The sequence below is a fragment of the Hydrogenophaga aromaticivorans genome (assembly GCF_013387465.1).
Classification (GTDB): domain Bacteria; phylum Pseudomonadota; class Gammaproteobacteria; order Burkholderiales; family Burkholderiaceae_C; genus Hydrogenophaga; species Hydrogenophaga aromaticivorans.
The window spans coordinates 344,018-362,576 of the sequence record NZ_VYGV01000006.1 but is presented as its reverse complement, the minus strand read 5'-3'; the positions used below and the strand labels follow the sequence as shown (position 1 = coordinate 362,576).

The 18,559-nt window shown below is 67.6% G+C and carries 12 protein-coding genes; 7 read left to right on the top strand and 5 right to left on the bottom strand.

Annotated features, from left to right (window positions below):
• Position 1: 1 nt before the first annotated feature.
• The 4 genes from dapE to dapC all read right to left on the bottom strand — a co-directional run bounded on the left by dapE (position 2) and on the right by dapC (position 4,565).
• A complete protein-coding gene (dapE, locus tag F3K02_RS06025; protein WP_177134310.1) occupies positions 2 to 1,174 on the bottom strand; it encodes a succinyl-diaminopimelate desuccinylase in 1,173 nt (390 codons plus the stop codon).
• Positions 1,174 to 2,334 (bottom strand): PilT/PilU family type 4a pilus ATPase, encoded by a 1,161-nt coding sequence (locus tag F3K02_RS06020; RefSeq protein WP_177134308.1) that lies wholly within the window; start codon positions 2,332 to 2,334, stop codon positions 1,174 to 1,176. The genes dapE and F3K02_RS06020 overlap by 1 nt, the downstream gene beginning before the upstream one ends.
• A 136-nt stretch (positions 2,335 to 2,470) precedes the next feature.
• Entirely contained in the window at positions 2,471 to 3,295 is an 825-nt protein-coding gene (gene dapD, locus F3K02_RS06015) for a 2,3,4,5-tetrahydropyridine-2,6-dicarboxylate N-succinyltransferase (RefSeq protein WP_177134303.1), read from the bottom strand.
• A 46-nt stretch (positions 3,296 to 3,341) separates the two neighbouring features.
• Positions 3,342 to 4,565, bottom strand: coding sequence for a succinyldiaminopimelate transaminase (dapC, locus tag F3K02_RS06010; RefSeq protein WP_177134301.1), 1,224 nt, complete (start codon positions 4,563 to 4,565; stop codon positions 3,342 to 3,344).
• Positions 4,566 to 4,714: 149 nt separating this feature from the next.
• Between dapC and smc the strand changes: the two genes are divergently transcribed.
• The 3 genes from smc (at position 4,715) to ligA (ending at position 11,608) form a co-directional block, all read left to right on the top strand.
• Positions 4,715 to 8,236 carry a chromosome segregation protein SMC gene (smc, locus tag F3K02_RS06005; RefSeq protein WP_177134299.1) on the top strand — a complete coding sequence of 1,174 codons (3,522 nt, stop codon included), beginning with the start codon at positions 4,715 to 4,717 and terminating at the stop codon, positions 8,234 to 8,236.
• Between the two features lie 25 nt (positions 8,237 to 8,261).
• The gene (locus F3K02_RS06000; protein WP_177134297.1) at positions 8,262 to 9,422 is read left to right on the top strand and encodes a cell division protein ZipA C-terminal FtsZ-binding domain-containing protein; all 1,161 of its coding nucleotides are present in this window, start codon (positions 8,262 to 8,264) and stop codon (positions 9,420 to 9,422) included.
• Between the two features lie 107 nt (positions 9,423 to 9,529).
• Positions 9,530 to 11,608, top strand: a complete 2,079-nt coding sequence (ligA, locus tag F3K02_RS05995; RefSeq protein WP_177134295.1) for an NAD-dependent DNA ligase LigA — start codon at positions 9,530 to 9,532, stop codon at positions 11,606 to 11,608.
• A gap of 92 nt (positions 11,609 to 11,700) precedes the next feature.
• On the opposite strand, the gene F3K02_RS05990 is transcribed toward ligA, so the two are convergent.
• Complete coding sequence (locus F3K02_RS05990; RefSeq protein ID WP_246309202.1) at positions 11,701 to 12,072, bottom strand: hypothetical protein; 372 nt, start codon at positions 12,070 to 12,072, stop codon at positions 11,701 to 11,703.
• A gap of 81 nt (positions 12,073 to 12,153) precedes the next feature.
• Between F3K02_RS05990 and def the strand changes: the two genes are divergently transcribed.
• The 4 genes from def to F3K02_RS05970 all read left to right on the top strand — a co-directional run bounded on the left by def (position 12,154) and on the right by F3K02_RS05970 (position 18,551).
• Positions 12,154 to 12,693, top strand: a complete 540-nt coding sequence (gene def, locus F3K02_RS05985) for a peptide deformylase (RefSeq protein WP_177134291.1) — start codon at positions 12,154 to 12,156, stop codon at positions 12,691 to 12,693.
• Positions 12,694 to 12,773: 80 nt separating this feature from the next.
• Positions 12,774 to 14,210: an efflux transporter outer membrane subunit gene (locus tag F3K02_RS05980; protein ID WP_177134289.1), complete on the top strand. Its 1,437-nt coding sequence runs from the start codon at positions 12,774 to 12,776 to the stop codon at positions 14,208 to 14,210.
• Positions 14,207 to 15,361: an efflux RND transporter periplasmic adaptor subunit gene (locus tag F3K02_RS05975; RefSeq protein ID WP_177134288.1), complete on the top strand. Its 1,155-nt coding sequence runs from the start codon at positions 14,207 to 14,209 to the stop codon at positions 15,359 to 15,361. The genes F3K02_RS05980 and F3K02_RS05975 overlap by 4 nt, the downstream gene beginning before the upstream one ends.
• A gap of 10 nt (positions 15,362 to 15,371) precedes the next feature.
• Complete coding sequence (locus F3K02_RS05970) at positions 15,372 to 18,551, top strand: efflux RND transporter permease subunit (RefSeq protein ID WP_177134286.1); 3,180 nt, start codon at positions 15,372 to 15,374, stop codon at positions 18,549 to 18,551.
• The last annotated feature ends 8 nt before the right edge of the window (positions 18,552 to 18,559 follow it).

Below are 18,559 nucleotides of genomic sequence, written 5' to 3'. Positions count from 1 at the left end.
TTCAGCCCGCGCAGGCCTGCTGTTGGGCAAGGTTGTGAAGCACGCGGCGGTAGATGTTCTTCAGGGGCTCGATGTCGGCCACGGCCACGTGTTCGTCGATCTTGTGGATGGTGGCGTTCGGCGGGCCGAGTTCGATCACCTGGGGGCAGATCTGGGCGATGAAGCGGCCGTCGCTGGTGCCACCGGTGGTGGAGAGCTGGGTTTCTATGCCGGTCTCGGTCTGGATGGCGGAGCGCACGGCGTCCACCAGCGTGCCGGGCTGGGTCAGAAACGGTCGCCCGCCGATGGTCCAGGTGAGGTCGTGGTCGGCGCCCGCCTGCAGGCCGTGGCGCTGCAGGATGTCGACCACGCGCTGCTGCAGGCCTTCGGGTGTGGACTCTGTGGAGAAGCGGAAGTTGAAGTCGATCACCACGGTGCCGGGGATCACGTTGCTCGCACCCGTGCCACCATGGATGTTGCTCACCTGCCAGCTGGTGGGCGGGAAGTAGGCGTTGCCCATGTCCCAGACCGTCGCGGCGAGTTCGGCCAGGGCCGGGGCGACCATGTGGATCGGGTTCTTCGCCAGTTGCGGGTAGGCGATGTGGCCCTGAATGCCCTTGACCGTGAGCTTGCCGCTCATGGTGCCGCGGCGGCCATTTTTGATCATGTCACCGGTGCGCTCGACTGAGGTGGGCTCTCCGACGATGCACCAGTCCAGGCGTTCGCCGCGCTGGCGCAGTGCGTCGCAGACGATCACCGTGCCGTCGTTGGCCGGGCCTTCTTCGTCGCTGGTCAGCAGGAAGGCGATGTCGATCGGCGGCTGGGGGTTCGACGCCACGAATTCCTCGCAGGCCACCACCATGGCGGCGAGCGAGGTTTTCATGTCGCTGGCGCCGCGGCCAAAAAGCTTGCCGTCGCGGTGCGAAGGCACGAAGGGGTCGCTGCCCCAGGCGTCCAGCGGGCCGGTGGGCACCACGTCGGTGTGGCCCGCCCAGACCAGGGTGGGCTGCTGGCCCGTGCCCAGGCGCGCCCAGAGGTTGGTCACGCGGAAATCGGCCGGGCCGCTTTCGATGGTTTCACAGACAAAACCCAGCGCTCGCAGGCGGTCGGCGATCAGGGCCTGACAGCCTTCGTCCAGCGGCGTGACCGAGGGGCGGGCAATCAGTTCTTCGGTCAGGCGCAGGGTGGCGTTCATCAGAATTTGACGTCGAGCGAGAACTCGGTGAAGGTGGCGTTGTCGCTCTGGTCGTCATCAGACGGCTTGGCGTCCAGGTTGGACTTGGACGCATTGAAGTCGTTCTGCAGGCGCCACAACAGGTTGTTGGGCGAGTCGGCGTGGGCCAGGCCCTCGTTGCGCGAGACGATGCCGTCGCGCACCAGCCGGGCCAGGTCCTGCTCGAAACTCTGCGAACCCACGGCCAGCGACTTTTCCATGGCCTCGCGCACGCCGGAGAAATCGGCTTTCTGGATCAGGTCGGCGATCAGGGCGGTGTTGAGCATCACCTCTACGGCGGGCACACGGCCGCCCGTGTGGGTGCGCAGCAGGCGCTGCGAGACGATGGCGCGCAACGCAGCGGCCAGGTCGCCGAGCATGGTGGGACGCACTTCCACCGGGTAGAAGCTCAGGATCCGGTTGAGGGCCTGGTAGCTGTTGTTGGCGTGCAGCGTGGCCAGACACAGGTGGCCCGACTGCGCGTAGGCGATGGCGGCCGACATGGTTTCGCGGTCGCGGATCTCGCCGATCAGGATCACGTCGGGCGCCTGGCGCAGCGCGTTTTTCAGGCCGACTTGCAGCGAAGCGGTGTCGGGACCGATTTCACGCTGGTTGACGACCGACTTCTTGTTGCGGTAGACGTATTCGATCGGGTCCTCGATGGTGAGGATGTGGCCGGTGTTCAGCTCGTTGCGCAGGTCGATCATGGCCGCCAGCGTGGTGGTCTTGCCAGCGCCCGTGGCACCGACCATCAAGACCAGACCCCGCTTCTCCATCACCAGATCCGACAGCACGGGCGGCACGTTCAGGGAGTCCAGCGAAGGCACATCGCCCGGGACGTAGCGCAGGCACACGGCGTAGGTGCTGCGCTGGCGCATCGCACTGATCCGGAAGTTGCCCACGCCCTCCAGCGGCACGGCCATGTTGAGTTCCCCGGTATCCCGCAACTCCTCGATGCGCGTGGCCGGCACGATCTCGGACAGCAGGTTCAGCGGCGCCTCCGGCGGCATCACCTGGCTGTTGATCGGCAGCGTCTGCCCGTTGATCTTGATCATGGCCGGCGCGTGCGCCGACAGGTACACGTCCGAGGCCTTCTTCTCGGCCATCAGGCGCAGGATGCGCTCCATCGTTCCGCTGCTCATGCCAGACCTTTCAAGAACTCAAAACAGAAAATCTCATCGGCGAGAGTGCCCAAACCCAGAACACCGCGGAACCGGCTTCGCCGGGCCGCAGGTGTTGTCCCCCCGGGGGGAAGACGCGAAGCGGCGCAGGGGGGACTCAATCCCTCAACAAGTCGTTCAGGCTGGTCTTCGATCGCGTCTGCGCATCCACGCGCTTGACGATGATGGCCGCGTACAGGCTGTATTTGCCGCCGTCCTTGGGCAGGCTGCCGCTGATCACCACCGAACCGGACGGCACGCGACCGTAGCTCACGGTATCGGTCGTCCGGTCGTAGATCGGGGTGCTCTGGCCGATGTAGACGCCCATGGAGATCACCGAGTTTTCTTCGATCACCACGCCTTCGACCACTTCGGAGCGGGCGCCGATGAAACAGTTGTCTTCGATGATGGTGGGGCCGGCCTGCAGCGGCTCCAGCACGCCGCCGATGCCGACGCCACCGGACAGGTGCACGTTCTTGCCGATCTGGGCACAGGAGCCGACGGTGGCCCAGGTGTCGACCATGGTGTTCTCGTCGACGTAAGCGCCGATGTTCACGTAGCTGGGCATCAGGATCGCGCCCTTGGCGATGAAGCTGCCGCGGCGGGCCACGGCCGGTGGCACCACGCGCACGCCGGTGGCCTTCATCTCGGCTTCGCTCAGGTGGGCGAACTTGGTGGGCACCTTGTCGTAGAAGGCCAGGTCGCCACTGCCCATCATCTCGTTGTCTTTCAGGCGGAACGACAGCAGCACAGCTTTCTTGATCCACTGGTGCACCGTCCACTGGCCCACGCCTTCGCGGGTGGCGACGCGCAGCTTGCCGGTGTTGAGTTCGCTGATCACGTGCTCCACGGCGTCCAGCACTTCCTTGGGTGCGGAGGCGGGGGACAGGTCGGCGCGCTGGTCCCAGGCGTTGTCGATCAGGGTTTGCAGTTGTTGGGTCATGTTGTCTCGAACGGTCAGAAAGAGTTGGATGGAACGGAAAGGGGTCTCAGGCGCGCGGCGAGAGGAACTCGACGATGCGGCCGGCGGCTTCCAGGCATTCGGCGGGTTCGGCCACCAGGGCCATGCGCACCCGGCCGCGGCCCGGATTGACACCCTGGGCCTCGCGAGCCAGGTAGCTGCCGGGCAGAACCGTCACATTGTATTGAGCCAGCAACTCGCGGGCGAACGCTTCGTCGGCACTCAGGCCCGGAATCCGGTGATTGAAGGCCTCAGGAACGCCGGCCCAGAGGTAGAACGCCGCGTCGGGCAAGGCCACCTCCATCACCGAGGCCAGCAGCGGCGTGACCTGGGCAAATTTCTCCCGGTATTGCCGGCGGTTGTCGATCACGTGGTCTTCGTCGCCCCAGGCGGCCACGCTGGCGGCCTGCACCGCCGGGCTCATGGCGCCACCGTGGTAGGTGCGGTAGAGCAGGAAGGCCTTGATCAGCGCCGCATCTCCGGCCACAAAACCGCTGCGCAACCCGGGCACGTTGCTGCGCTTGGACAGGCTGGTGAACATCATGAGGTTCTTGAAGTCGGTGCGTCCGAGCTTCACCGCCGCTTCCAGCCCACCCAGCGGCGGTTCGTCGCGGAAGTAGATTTCGGAGTAGCACTCGTCGGAGGCGATCACGAAGCCGTGGCGGTCGCTCAGTTCGAACAGCTTTGCCCACTCGTCCAGCGGCATCACGGCGCCGGTCGGGTTGCCGGGCGAGCAGACGAAGATGAGCTGCGTGCGGGCCCAGACGTCTTCCGGCACGCTGTCCCAGTCCACCGCGAAGTTGCGCGACGGCACGCTGGGCACGTAGTACGGCTGGGCGCCACCCAGCAGGGCCGCGCCTTCGTAGATCTGGTAGAACGGATTGGGAAACACCAGCGTGGCACCGGCTTGGGTCGGGTCCAGCACCGTCTGGGCGAAGGCAAACAGCGCCTCGCGCGAACCGTTCACCGGCAACACCTGGTTGGCGGGGCTCACGGTGACGCCGTAGCGCCGCTGCAGCCAGGCCGCACAGGCTTCGCGCAGCGCTGGCTCGCCGGCGGTGGCGGGGTAGCCGGCCAGACCGGTGTCCAACGCGGCGGCCAGCGCGTCCTTGAGCATCTGGGGTGTGGCGTGTTTCGGTTCGCCGATGCCCAGGCTGATGGCGCGGTAGGCCGGGTTGGGTGTGACGCCCGCAAACAGCTGGCGCAGCCGCTCGAACGGGTAGGGCTGCAGGAGGGACAACTTGGGATTCATGGCGCCGATTATCCCAAGGCCGCTTCAGGCCCTCCCGGGACGGGCTCAAGGCCAGGCGGACACGGTATCATGCGGCTTGCGGTCCGGCCCCGCTCGGGGGAGGATTATCGTTACAAATCAAACAGTTAGCTTCCCGCGACCGAATTCCCGTGCGCCTCAATTCGATCAAGTTATCGGGCTTCAAGTCCTTCGCCGAGCCGACCAACTTCATGCTGCCCGGGCAACTGGTGGGCGTGGTGGGGCCCAACGGCTGCGGCAAGTCCAACATCATGGACGCGGTGCGCTGGGTGCTGGGCGAGAGCAAGGCGTCCGAGCTGCGTGGCGAGTCCATGCAGGACGTGATCTTCAACGGCACCAACAACCGCAAGCCGGCCAGCCGCTCCAGCGTCGAGCTGGTGTTTGACAACGCCGACCACCGCGCGGGTGGTCAGTGGGGCCAGTTCCTGGAAATCGCCGTCAAGCGCGTGCTCACGCGCGACGGCACCAGCAGCTACTACATCAACAACCAGCCGGTGCGCCGCCGCGACGTGCAGGACGTGTTCCTCGGCACCGGCCTCGGCCCGCGCGCCTACGCCATCATCGGCCAGGGCACGATCAGCCGCATCATCGAGAGCAAGCCCGAAGAGCTGCGCCTGTTCCTCGAAGAAGCCGCCGGGGTCTCCAAATACAAGGAACGCCGCCGCGAAACGGCCAACCGCCTGGCCGACACGCGCGAGAACCTGACCCGCGTAGAAGACATCCTGCGCGAACTCAACGCCAACCTCGACAAGCTGGAAAAGCAGGCCGAGGTCGCCGCGCGCTACAACACCCTGCAGGCCGGCGCCACGCTCAAGCAGCACCAGCTCTGGTTCCTGAAACGCAGCGAGGCCGAGGCCGACCAGATCAAGGTCAAGACCGATGCGGCCCAGGCGCTGAACGACCTGGAATCGCGCACCGCCGACCTGCGCCGGGTCGAGTCCGAGCTGGAAACCATCCGCCAGGCGCACTACGCCGCGGGCGACCAGGTCAACCAGGCGCAGGGCAAGCTCTACGAAGCCAGCGCCGAGGTGGGCAAGCTGGAAGCCGAGATCCGTTTCGTGATCGAAGGCCGCACCCGGGTCGAACAGCGGCTGGTGCAGTTGAAGGAACAGATGGCCTCGTGGACCACGCGCAGCCAGGACGCCGGCGTGGAGCTGGAGCAGCTGGCCGAAGCCATGGTCGAGGCCGAAGAAAAGTCGGTGGTGCTCGCCGCCCAGGGCGAAGAGCAGGGCGCGGCCCTGCCCGCGCTGGAAGACGGCCTGCGCCAGGCGCAGAACCGCGCCAACGAACAGCGTGGCAGCGTCACCCAGGTGCAGCAGCAGATCCAGGTGCTGGCCGCCGAGCAGCGCAACATCGAAGAACAGAGCCGCCAGCTCAACCAGCGCCGCGAACGCCTGGCCGCCGACCGCAACGCCCTGGCCGCGCCCGACGAGGCCCGCCTGCTCGACGCGCAGAGCCAGCTGGTGGTGGCGCAGGAAGCCGCCGAACTGGCCGACGCGGTGTTGCACGAGCTGCAGGACAGCGTGCCCCAGCTCGACGATGACCGCCGCGCCGCCCAGCAGGCGGTGAACCAGGAATCCGCGAAACAGGCCGACCTGTCGGCCCGCATGGAGGCGCTCAAGGCGCTGCAGGAGAAGGTCAAGACCGACGGCAAGCTGCAGCCCTGGCTGGCGAAGCACGGGCTCGATGGCCTGCAGGGCCTGTGGAGCCGCATCCACATCGAGACCGGCTGGGAAAACGCGCTCGAAGCCGCGCTGCGCGAGCGCCTGGGCGCGCTCGAAGTGTCGCGGCTGGAGATGGTGCGTTCGTTCGGCAACGATGCCCCGCCCGCGAAACTCGCGTTTTACAGCCCGTCCGCCGTGGCGTCGGGCAGCGCCAGCGGCAGCGGGCTCAAACCCCTGGCCGACTGGCTGCGCCTGAACGACGCCGGGCAGAAGGCCCTGCTGGGTGACTGGTTGCAGGGTTGCCTGACGGCGGCCAGCCTGGACGAAGCGATGGCGCAGCGCGCCCAGCTGCAGGCCGGCGAAGTGATCTACGTGCCCAGCGGCCACGCGGTCAGTGCCCACAGCGTGAGCTTCTACGCACCCGACAGCGAGCAGGCGGGCCTGCTGGCGCGTGCGCAGGAAATTGAACACCTTGAGAAAGAGCTGCGGGCCCAGGCGCTGATCGCCGAGCAGGCCCGGACCGCGCTCGTGCGCGCCGAAGCCGCCTACAGCGATGCTTCGCAGCGGCTCGTGAGCGCGCGCCGCGAAGGCGCCGAAACGCGTGGCAAGGCCCACGAGCTGCAGGTCGAGGCCCTGCGCCTGACGCAATTGGCCGAACAGACCCGCGCGCGCAGCGAGCAGATTGCCGCCGACCTGGCCGAGGTGGACGCGCAACTCGAAGATCTGCAGGAGCGCCGTGTGACGGCCGAGGCCCGCTTCGAAGAGCTGGACATGCAGCTCGCCGACTGCCAGGAGCGCCACGCCCAGTTCGACGACAAGGTGATCGATGCCGAGCGCGCTTTGAACGCGGCGCGCGAGCAGCAGCGCTCGCTGGAGCGCAGCGCGCAGGAGGCCACCTTCACCTTGCGCAGCCTGCAGGCCCGTCAGGGGGAGCTGCAGCGTTCGTTGGAAACCGCGGCCTCGCAGGAAAAATCGCTCGCCGACGAAGAGCGGCGGGCCGCCGAAGAGCTGGCCCGCCTGAGCGCCGCCGCCGCCGAGGCCGGGCTGCAGAACGTGCTGGCCGTCAAGCTCGAACGTGAGCAGACCCTGGGCGCCCTGCGCAGCCAGTACGACGACCTCACGATGAAGCTGCGCGCCAGCGACGAGCACCGCCTGAAGCTGGAGCGCGAACTCGACCCGCTGCGCCAGCGCATCACGGACTTCCAGCTCAAGGAACAGGCCGCGCGCCTGGGGGTGGAGCAGTACAGCCAGCAGCTCGAAGAAGCGCAGGCCGATCTGGCCGCGGTGGCGCAGAGCATCACCGAAGGCAATGTGCGCTTGACGGGCCTGCAAGGCGAGATCGACCGCATGCACCGCGAGATCCAGGCGCTGGGTGCTGTGAACCTCGCGGCGCTGGACGAACTCACCGCCGCACGCGAGCGCAAGACCTTCCTCGATGCGCAGTCGGCCGACCTGGTCGAAGCCATGACCACGCTGGAAGACGCGATCAAGAAGATCGATGCCGAGACCCGCGACCTGCTGGGCAGCACCTTCAACACCGTCAACGAGCACTTCGGCCGCATGTTCCCCGAGCTGTTCGGCGGCGGCAACGCCCGGCTGGTGATGACCGGCGAGGAAATCCTGGACGCGGGCGTGCAGGTGTTGGCGCAGCCGCCCGGCAAGAAGAACCAGACCATCCACCTGCTCTCGGGCGGCGAAAAGGCGCTCACCGCCATCGCGCTGGTGTTCGCCATCTTCCAGCTCAACCCGGCGCCGTTCTGCCTGCTCGACGAGGTGGACGCGCCGCTGGACGACGCCAACACCGAGCGTTACGCCCGCCTCGTGACCAGCATGAGCAAGCAGGGCACCCAGTTCCTGTTCATCAGCCACAACAAGATCGCCATGGAAATGGCCGAACAATTGATCGGCGTGACCATGCAGGAGCAGGGCGTTTCGCGTATCGTCGCGGTGGACATGGAGTCCGCTGCCGGCATGCTGGAATCCGTCTGACCACGCCACCCACCGCTGAACACACATGAGCACTCTGCAAATCAGTCTGGCCATCATCGGAGGCCTCGTGCTGGCGGGCGTGGTCGCCTACAACGCCTGGGTCACGAGCAAGAGTGCCCCGCGCACCGCCAGCGAACGCCCAGGGCTGGACGGTGCGGGTGAACCGCAGAGCTTTGAAAGCCCGCTGACCGGCCCGGTGATCGAGCCCGACCACGATGGGATATCGGAGCGCATCGAACCGGTCATGGGACACCCCTTCGAGGCCCCGCGCGAGCCGGAGCCGCCGGTGGCGGTGGACGGCGAAGCGCGTGTGCCGGTGGTGGTGCCCGTCACGCTCAACAACGTCGTCAGTCCCCCCGAAAAGCGGCCCGGGCTGGACGCCCTGATCGACGTCATCACCCCGCTGGCGGTGGAAGGCCCGGTGTCGGGCGATGCCTTGCTGGCGGCGCTGCCCGGTACGCGCCGGGTTGGCAGCAAGCCGTTTGCCGTCGAAGGCCTGAACGAAACCAGCGGTGAATGGGAAAGCCCGCGGCCGGGGCAGCGCTACCACGCGCTGCAGGCCGGCGTGCAGCTGGCGAACCGTGCCGGCGCGCTCAACGACATCGAGTTTTCCGAGTTCGTCGTCAAGGCGCAGGCCTTTGCCGACGCGGTGGGCGCCGCGCCCGATTTTCCCGACATGCGCGCCGAAGTGGCCCGCGCCCGCGAGCTGGATGCTTTTGCCAGCGGCCACGATGCCCAGTTGGGTTTTATGTTGCGTGCCCGTCGCAGCGCCTGGAGCCCCGGTTATGTGGCGCAGAACGCGGCCCGGCTAGGCTTCGTTGCGGGCGTGCTGCCCGGGCGCATGGTGCTGCCCGCCAGCGCGGCGGGTCAGGCGCCCATCCTGAGCCTCGCCTTTGATTCGCAGGCCGCCATGGCCGAAGACCCGGAACAAAGCGCGTTGCGCGAGGTCGCGCTGTCGCTCGAAGTGACCCACGTGCCGCGCAGCGAGCAGCCGTTTGTGCGCATGCGCCAGGCCGCCGCCGCGCTGGCCGAAGCCATGGAGGGCGTGATCACCGATGATGGTGGGCAGTTGTTGTCCACCGACACGATGGACGGCATCGGCGCCGACCTGGAGAGCCTGTACGACGCGCTGGACAGCCACGATCTGTCGGCGGGTTCGCCGCAGGCGCGCAGATTATTTAGCTAACCCCCGCGCCGCGCTTTAAGCGCGTCACCCCCTTCCAGGGGGCGATGCTGGCGGCCTGGCAAAGCCGGTTCCGCGGCATCCTGGGTTGAACTCACTTCTCTCGCTGCATGAGCACTTCTGATCTTTTTTCCTCTGAGCCCGCGCCGGCCGAACGCGCGGCCGAGTTGCGCGAGCAGCTGAACCACCACGCCCACCTGTACTACACGCTGGACGCGCCGGAGATTCCGGATGCCGAATACGACCGGCTGTTCCGCGAATTGCAGGCGCTCGAAGCCGCGAACCCGGAGCTGTTGACGCCGGATTCGCCGACCCAGCGTGTCGGTGGTCGGGTGCTGGACGCGTTCACGCCGGTGCGTCACGCCGTGCCCATGCTGTCGATCAACACCGAGACCGACACCGAACCCAGCGGCGCGCGCCAATTCGACACCCGCGTGCGCCGCGCGCTGGGGCTGGCCGAGGCCGACCCGCCGGTGGCCTACGTGGCCGAGCTCAAGTTCGATGGCCTGGCCATGAGCCTGCGCTATGAAAACCGCGTGCTGGTGCAGGCCGCCACGCGGGGTGACGGTGAGGTGGGCGAGGACGTGACGAACAACATCCGCACCATCGGCCAGATTCCCCTGCGCCTGCCGTCCGACGCTCCGCCCGTGCTGGAGGTGCGTGGCGAGATCTACATGCGCCGCGATGATTTCGACGCGCTCAACGAGAAGCAGCGCGCCAAGATCGCCGCCGGTGCCAAGGGCGAGAAGACCTTCGTGAACCCGCGCAACGCCGCGGCCGGCGCGGTGCGCCAGCTCGATTCGGGCATTGCCGCCCAGCGCCCGCTGAGCTTCTTCGCCTACGGCCTGGGCGAGATCACGCCGCCGGAGCAGGGCGGCCCGGCGTTCGACACCCACTACGCATTACTCATGCAACTCAAGGCCTGGGGCTTCCCGGTGGCCGAGCAGACAGCGGTGGCCACGGGGGCCGACGAGCTGGTCGCCTTCCACCAGCGCATCGGCGCCAGCCGCGACCAGTTGCCCTACGACATCGACGGCGTGGTCTACAAGGTCAATTCGCTCGCGTTGCAGCGCCGGCTCGGTTTCGTCACGCGCGAGCCGCGCTGGGCGGTGGCGCACAAATACCCGGCGCAGGAACAGCTGACCACGGTGCTCGCCATCGACGTCCAGGTGGGGCGCACCGGCAAGCTCACGCCGGTGGCCAAGCTGGCGCCGGTGTTCGTGGGCAACGTGACGGTGACCAACGCCACCCTGCACAACGAAGACGAGGCGCGCCGCAAGGACGTGCGCGTGGGCGACACGGTGATCGTGCGCCGCGCGGGCGACGTGATCCCCGAGGTGGTGGCTGTGCTGCCCGAAAAGCGGCCCGAAGGCGCCGAGGTGTTCACCATGCCGCGCCAGTGCCCGGTGTGCGGCAGCGATGCCGTGCGCGAGGACGGCGAGGTCGACTACCGCTGCACCGGCGGCCTGTTCTGTGGCGCCCAGCGCAAGGAGGCGATCCTGCATTTCGCCCACCGCCGTGCGGTGGAGGTCGAGGGCCTGGGCGACAAGCTGGTGGAACAGCTGGTGGACTCGGGCGTGGTGAAGACCCTGCCCGACCTGTACCGCCTGGGCTTCACCGCGCTGGCCAGCCTGGACCGCATGGCCGACAAGTCGGCGCAGAACATCGTGGCCGCGCTGGAGAAATCCAAGCAGACCACCTTGCCGCGTTTCCTGTTCGGCCTGGGTATTCGCCATGTGGGTGAGGCCACGGCCAAAGACCTGGCGAGGCACTTCGGCCAGATCGACCGCATCATGGACGCCACGGTCGAGCAGCTGCTGGAGGTGAACGACGTGGGGCCGGTGGTGGCGCAAAGCATCCGGACCTTCTTTGACCAGCCGCACAACCGCGAGGTGGTGGAGCAGCTGCGCGCCTGCGGCGTCACCTGGGAAGAGGGCGAGCCCGCGGCGCAGGCGCCCAGACCGCTGGCGGGCAAGACCTTCGTGCTCACCGGCACCTTCCCCACGCTCAGCCGCGACGCGGCCAAGGATCTGCTGGAAGCCGCGGGCGCCAAGGTGGCCGGCTCGGTGAGCAAGAAGACCGACTACGTGGTGGCGGGCGCGGAAGCCGGCAGCAAGCTGGAGAAGGCGCAGTCGCTGGGTGTCGCCGTGATCGACGAGGCCGCCATGCTGGCCTTGTTGCAGGCTTGAATTCAGCGCCGGGCCGCCCCAAGCTGAATTCGCACCCCCTCGGGGGGGCAGCGACCCGCGTCAGCGGCGGAGCGTGGGGGCCTGGTTTCGGTTCACTTGAACTTGTAGTGGTCCCGGTTCAGCACCGCGGCCACGGCGCTGACTTCCTCCGGGAACATGCCCAGGTTCATGGTGGTGTTGCACATCTCGACCATGCCGCGCAGCAAGCCCGCGGAGTTGATCTTGCCCTTGGGTTTGTACATGGCACTGCCGTCGCCGCCCACCTTGCTGACGTGACAGGCCACGCACTTGTGCTCGGCGATCATCTTTTCGCCCAGCGCGAGGTCGGCACCCTTGAAGATGTCGGCGCCTTGCGCGTTGGCCGGCTGGCTGAAAAAAGCCAGCAAACCGCCCAGCAGCAAGGCGCTGGCGGTGCAGCGCAGCTGACGGGACATGAGAGGCAGGGTGGTCGGACGCGATTGCATGGAAAATCCTTCTGAACAGGCCAGACCTGACTGTAGCCCGCGAAGGCCTGAACACCCCACGGGGTAATCCATGACACCACCATGACCATTCATACGATTCTGAAAATGGGCGATCCCCGGCTGCTGAGCGTGGCCCGACCCGTGTCCGAGTTCGACACGCCAGCGCTGCATCAACTCGTGGCCGACATGATCGAGACCATGACCGCGGCCAACGGGGCGGGCCTTGCTGCGCCGCAGATCGGTGTGGACCTGCAGCTCGTGATCTTCGGCACCGGCGCGGCGAACCCGCGCTACCCGGAGGCGCCGGTGGTACCGCGCACCGTCCTGATCAACCCGGTGATCACACCGCTGGGTGACGAGGAGGAAGAGGGCTGGGAGGGCTGTCTGTCGGTGCCCGGTCTGCGCGGCGTGGTGCCGCGCTGGCGGCGGATCCGTTACCAGGGCTTCGACGTCCAGGGGCGGGTGATCGATTGCGACGCCGAGGGCTTTCACGCCCGGGTGGTGCAGCACGAGTGCGACCACCTCTGGGGCACGCTGTACCCGATGCGGATGCGCGACTTTGCACGGTTCGGGTTCACCGATGTGTTGGCCCCCCAGATCGCCGGTGTTGAAAAAAACTGAAACAAAAATAGTTCAAAAACGGGTCGCAGCCTCGCTATGCTCATTCCCTTTGCTGCGCTGCAACGCAGTGTGAGACCCGCATGGAAATGAAACATCTCCTGATTCTGGCGATGGCATCGGGGCTGACCGCCTGTGCCGGCATGGGCCCACCGGCCGAGCACACGGTGCATTCGGTCGAGACCACCCTGCCCAAGGTCTGGTACGCGCCTCCATTGCCGCATCAGGGCCAGACCGCATCGATGACCGACTGGTGGGCCCGTCTGGGTGATGCGCAGCTGCCAGCGCTGATCGCCGACGCCCAGCGAGGCAGCGCCAGCATCATGACCGCCCGTGCCCAGGTGTTCGCCGCGCGAGCGGCACTGGCCGGCGCCGACAGTGCCACCTTGCCGCAGGTGGCGCTCGAAGCTGGGGCCTACCGGGGCGTCAGCGCCAGTGCGCCGCTGGGCACCGGCATGAACGCCGGACTGCAGGCGTCGTGGGCGCTGGATGTCTGGGGCCAGAACGCCTCGTCGGTGCGCCAGGCTTCGGCCCAGGCCGCTGCAGCGCAGGCGGGCTGGCACGAGGCGCGGGTGCTGATGGCCGCCGAAACGGCGCGGCTGTACCTGGGCTGGCGTTCCTGTCTGGCGCAGAAGGCCGTCATCGACAGCGACCGGGCCTCGCGCAGTGTGACCGCTCAGAGCGCTGCCGACACCGAACGCGCTGGCTTGCTCGCACCGGCGACCGCCGCGCTGGCCCGCGCCGGCCAGGCCGACGCCGAGTCCAGGCTGGCGCAACAGAACCGGCAGTGCGAACAACAGTTCAAGGGCATTGTGGCTTTGGTGGGGGCCGACGAGCCACGGTTGCGCGAGCGGCTGGGCACCGCCACGGCGCTGCCCGACCCGGCTGTTGCCGGATCGGTGCTCAGTGTGGCGGCGGTGCCGCTGGAGGTCATTCGTCAGCGTCCCGACGTGGCGCGCGCGCAGCAAGAACTGGTGGCCGCGGCCGAGGGCGTGGGCGTTGCGCGCGCTGCGCTCTGGCCCAGCCTGAGCCTGACGGGCAACCTGCTGCGCAACCGCTTCACCACGGGCGGCGAGAGCACCACGTTCAACACCTGGTCGGCCGGCCCGCTGACGCTGAACCTGCCGCTGATCGGCCGAGCCGGACTGAATGCCTCCTCTGAGGCCGCGTCCGCGCGCTACGAGGCCGCGGCGCTGGGCTATGCCAATGTGTTGCGGCGCGCGATCGCCGAGGTCGAGCAGTCGCTGGTGGCGCTGGTGGCGCTGCGCACCCAGCTCGCGACGAGCCAGCAGGCCGTGGCCGGCTACACGCGCTCGTTCGAGGCCACCGAAGCCCGTTACCGCGTCGGCCTGGCCAACCTCAACGAACTGGAAGAAGCGCGCCGGCTCAAGCTCAATGCCGACAGCGGCGCCGTGGCGCTGCAACTGGACCACCTCAACACCTGGATCGCCCTTTACGTCGCCCTGGGCGGCGGCTTCGATCCGCAGATCGCACCGGAGCCGGTGCGCAAAGACTCATGAAGACCCTGCGCCATTTTTCCGCTGACCCGACGACCCGGCTGGTGGCCGCCCTGTTGCTGACCTCGGTGCTGGCCGTGGCCTGCGGCAAGGACGAGAAGGCCGCTGCCGCCGAGGGTGCCGCTGCTTCGCCGGCAGCGACAGCGGCCGAACCCGGCGCCGCGCCGGCTGCCGCCAAACCCGCGATGACGGTGACGACGGCCAAACCCGAGACCGCCAGCCTGGCCCTGCAGCTGCTGGCCAACGGCAACATCGCGGCCTGGCAGGAAGCCAGCGTGGGCGCCGAAGTGCCGGGTCTGCGGCTGGCGACGGTGAGCGTGAACATCGGTGATGTGGTGAAGAAGGGCCAGGTGCTGGCCACTTTTGCCCGCGAGACCGCCGAGGCCGAGAACCTGCAGGGCAAGGCCGCGCTGATGCAGGCCGAGGCCGCTGCCGAGAGCGCGAAGGCCGACGCCGATCGCGCGCGCTCGATCGAGAACACCGGGGCGCTGTCCAGGTCGCAAATCGCCCAGTACCTGACGCAGGAGAAGGTGACCCGGGCGCAACACGAGGCCGCCAAAGCCGCCTACGCGGCCACCCAGGTCCGGCTGGGCTACACCCAGGTGCGCTCGCCGGACGAAGGCGTGATCTCGGCTCGCACGGCGACTGTGGGGGCGGTGGCCGGCGCCGGGCAGGAACTTTTCCGTCTGGTGCGCCAGAGCCGCATGGAATGGCGTGCCGAGGTGACACCGTCCGAGGTGGGACAGGTGAAGGTGGGCCAGAAGGTCGAAGTCACGGCCGCCAGTGGCCTGAAGGTGGCGGGCACGGTGCGCGCCATTGCGCCGACGGCCGATCCCCAAACCCGCAACGTGCTGGTGTTCGCCGATCTGCCGAAACATGCCGAACTCAAGGCCGGCACCTTCGCACGCGGGCAGTTCCAGATCGGCGCCAGCCAGGCGCTGACGGTGCCGGCGCAGTCCATCGTGGTGCGCGACGGCCACAACTATGTGTTCGTGGTCGGTGCCGACAGCAAGGCGACGCAGCGCAAGGTCGAAACCGGGCGCCGTGCCGGCGACCGCGTCGAGGTGCTGCAAGGGCTCCAGGCCGACGAGGCGGTGGCGGTGCAGGGTGCGGGCTTCCTCAACGAGGGTGACCTCGTGAAGATCGTGCAGTGAAGGACCGGCCATGAACGTTTCCGCGTGGTCCATCCGCAACCCGATCCCGGCGGCGATGCTGTTCGTCATGCTCACGCTCGCCGGTCTGTTCTCGTTCCAGGCGATGAAGGTGCAGAACTTCCCCGACCTGGACGTGCCCAACATCACCATCGTGGCCAGTCTGCCGGGCGCCGCGCCCAACCAGCTGGAAAACGACGTCGCGCGCAAGATCGAAAACAGCCTGGCCTCGCTGCAGGGCCTCAAGCACATCTACACCAAGGTGCAGGACGGCACGGTGTCGATCACGGCCGAGTTCCGCATCGAGAAGGCCACGCAGGAGGCGCTGGACGACGTGCGCTCGGCGGTGGCCAAGGTGCGCAGCGACCTGCCGACCGATCTGCGCGAGCCCATCGTCAACAAGATCGAGCTCGCCAGCGGGGCGGTGCTGGCCTACACGGTCAGCTCGGACAAGATGGACGACGAAGCCATTTCCTGGTTCGTGGAAAACGACATCACCAAGCTGTTGCTTTCGGTGAACGGTGTGGGTGCGGTCAACCGCGTGGGTGGCGTGAACCGCGAGGTGCAGATCCTGCTCGATCCGCTGAAGCTGCAGTCGCTGGGTGCCACCGTGGCCGACATTTCGCGTCAGCTGGCCAAGGTGCAGATCGAGAGCGCGGGCGGCCGGGCCGACATCGGCGGCAGCCAGCAGCCGCTGCGCACGCTGTCCTCCATGAAGTCGGCCGAAGAACTGGCTGCGCTCGAGTTGTCGCTGTCCGATGGCCGCCGCATCCGGCTGGACCAGATCGCCACGGTCAGGGACACCATCGCCGAGCCGACCGCGGCGGCCTTCCTGGACGGCCAGCCGGTGGTCGGTTTCGAGGTGGCGCGCAGCCGCGGCGCCAGCGAAGTCGAGGTGGGCCGTGGCGTGCGCGAGAAGCTCAAGGCGCTGCAGGTGGCGCGCCCGGACCTCGCGATCACCGAGTCCTTCGACTTCGTGACGCCGGTGGAGGAGGAGTTCAACGCCTCCATGACACTGCTGTACGAGGGGGCCATCCTGGCGGTGCTGGTGGTCTGGCTGTTCCTGCGCGACTTCCGCGCGACGGTGGTTTCAGCCGTGGCGCTGCCGCTCTCGGCGATCCCGGCCTTCATCGGCATGCACTACATGGGCTTCACCATCAACGTGGTGACGCTGCTGGCGATGTCGCTGGTGGTGGGCATCCTGGTGGACGACGCCATCGTCGAAGTCGAGAACATCGTGCGCCACATGCGCATGGGCAAGACCCCGTACCAGGCCGCGATGGAAGCGTCCGACGAGATCGGGATGGCGGTGATCGCCACCACCTTCACACTGATCGCGGTGTTCCTGCCAACAGCCTTCATGTCGGGAATCCCCGGCAAGTTCTTCAAGCAGTTCGGCTGGACGGCGTCATTTGCCGTGTTCGCCTCGCTGATCGTGGCGCGCGCCCTCACGCCCATGATGGCGGCCTACATCCTCAAGCCCGTGGTGACCGCGAAAGAGCAGCCGGCCTGGGCGCGCAGCAACCGCTTCTTCGGTGCCATCTGGTCCTGGATGTCGAACCAGAACGAACCGGGCTGGCTCAACACCTACCAGCGCTGGGCCGCGGCCTGCATCCGCCACCGCTGGCTGACCCTTGTGGGCGCCATCGCCTTCTTCATCGGTTCGCTGGCGCTCATCCCCTTGTTGCCCCAGGGTTTCGTGCCGGCGGACGACAACTCGCAGACCCAGGTGTATCTGGAGCTTCCCCCGGGCAGCACCCTGGCCCAGACCGTCGCAACGTCTGAACGGGCGAGGGTGATGGCCTCTGGGGTGAAGCACATCAAGTCGATCTACACCACGATCGGCTCAGGCTCCGCCGGTTCCGATCCATTCGCGCCCCAGGGCGCGCAGGAGTCGCGCAAGGCGGCGTTGACCATCCAGCTTGACCCGCGTGGCCAGCGCCCGCGCAAGCAGGTGATCGAAAGCCAGCTGCGCGAGGTGATGTCCGGGCTGCCAGGCGTGCGCTACAAGGTCGGTCTTGGCGGCTCGGGCGAGAAATACATCCTCACGCTCACAGGCAGCGATGCCAACGCCCTGTCGACAGCGGCCCGCGCCATCGAACGCGACCTGCGCACCATCAACGGCGTGGGCAGCATCCAGTCCTCGGCCGCCCTGGTGCGAACGGAGATCATCGTCACACCCGACCTGCAGCGCGCCGCCGACCTGGGCGTGACCAGTTCCGCCATCGCCGAGACACTGCGCATCGCGACCGTTGGCGACTACGACAGTGCCCTGCCCAAGCTGAACCTGCCGCAGCGCCAGGTGCCGATCGTGGTCAAGCTCGACAGTGCCGCGCGCGAGAACCTGGACGTGCTGGGCCGCCTGTCGGTGCCTGGCGCCAGGGGCCCGGTCATGCTCAGTCAGGTGGCCACCCTGAGCTTCGGCGGCGGCCCCGCCGTGATCGACCGCTACGACCGCTCGCGCAACATCAACTTCGAAGTCGAGCTGGCCGGTATCCCGCTGGGCGACATGAAGACGGCCGTGGACGCGCTGCCCAGCATCCAGAACCTGCCGCCGGGCGTGCAGGTGCTGGAGATCGGCGACGCAGAAGTGCAGGGCGAGCTGTTCGCCAGTTTCGGGCTGGCGATGCTGACCGGCGTGCTGTGCATCTACATCGTGCTGGTGCTGCTGTTCAAGGCCTTCCTGTTGCCGGTCACCATCCTGCCGGCCTTGCTCATGTCGTTCGGTGGCGCCTTTGTCGCGCTGCTGCTGACCAACAAGAGCTTCTCCATGCCCTCGCTCATCGGGCTCGTGATGCTGATGGGCGTGGCGTCGAAGAATTCCATCCTGCTGGTGGAATACGCGATCGAGGCGCGCCGCCAGCGCGGCATGCCGCGGCTGGAGGCGATCCTGGACGCCTGCCACAAGCGCGCTCGGCCGATCGTCATGACCACCATCGCCATGGTGGCCGGCATGCTGCCGGTGGCGGTCGGTTCGGGAGCGGCGGACGGCAGCTTCCGTTCCCCGATGGCGGTGGCGGTGATCGGCGGACTTGTGACCTCAACGCTGTTGAGCCTGCTGGTCGTGCCAGCGGTGTTCACCATGGTCGATGACCTGAGCATCCTGTTCGCCCGCCTGGTCGGCCGCAAGGTCCAGGACGAGCGGGCCCATGAACGGGATCCGAACGCCCTGTCCGCGTCCCACCCCGCCTGACGCCTGGA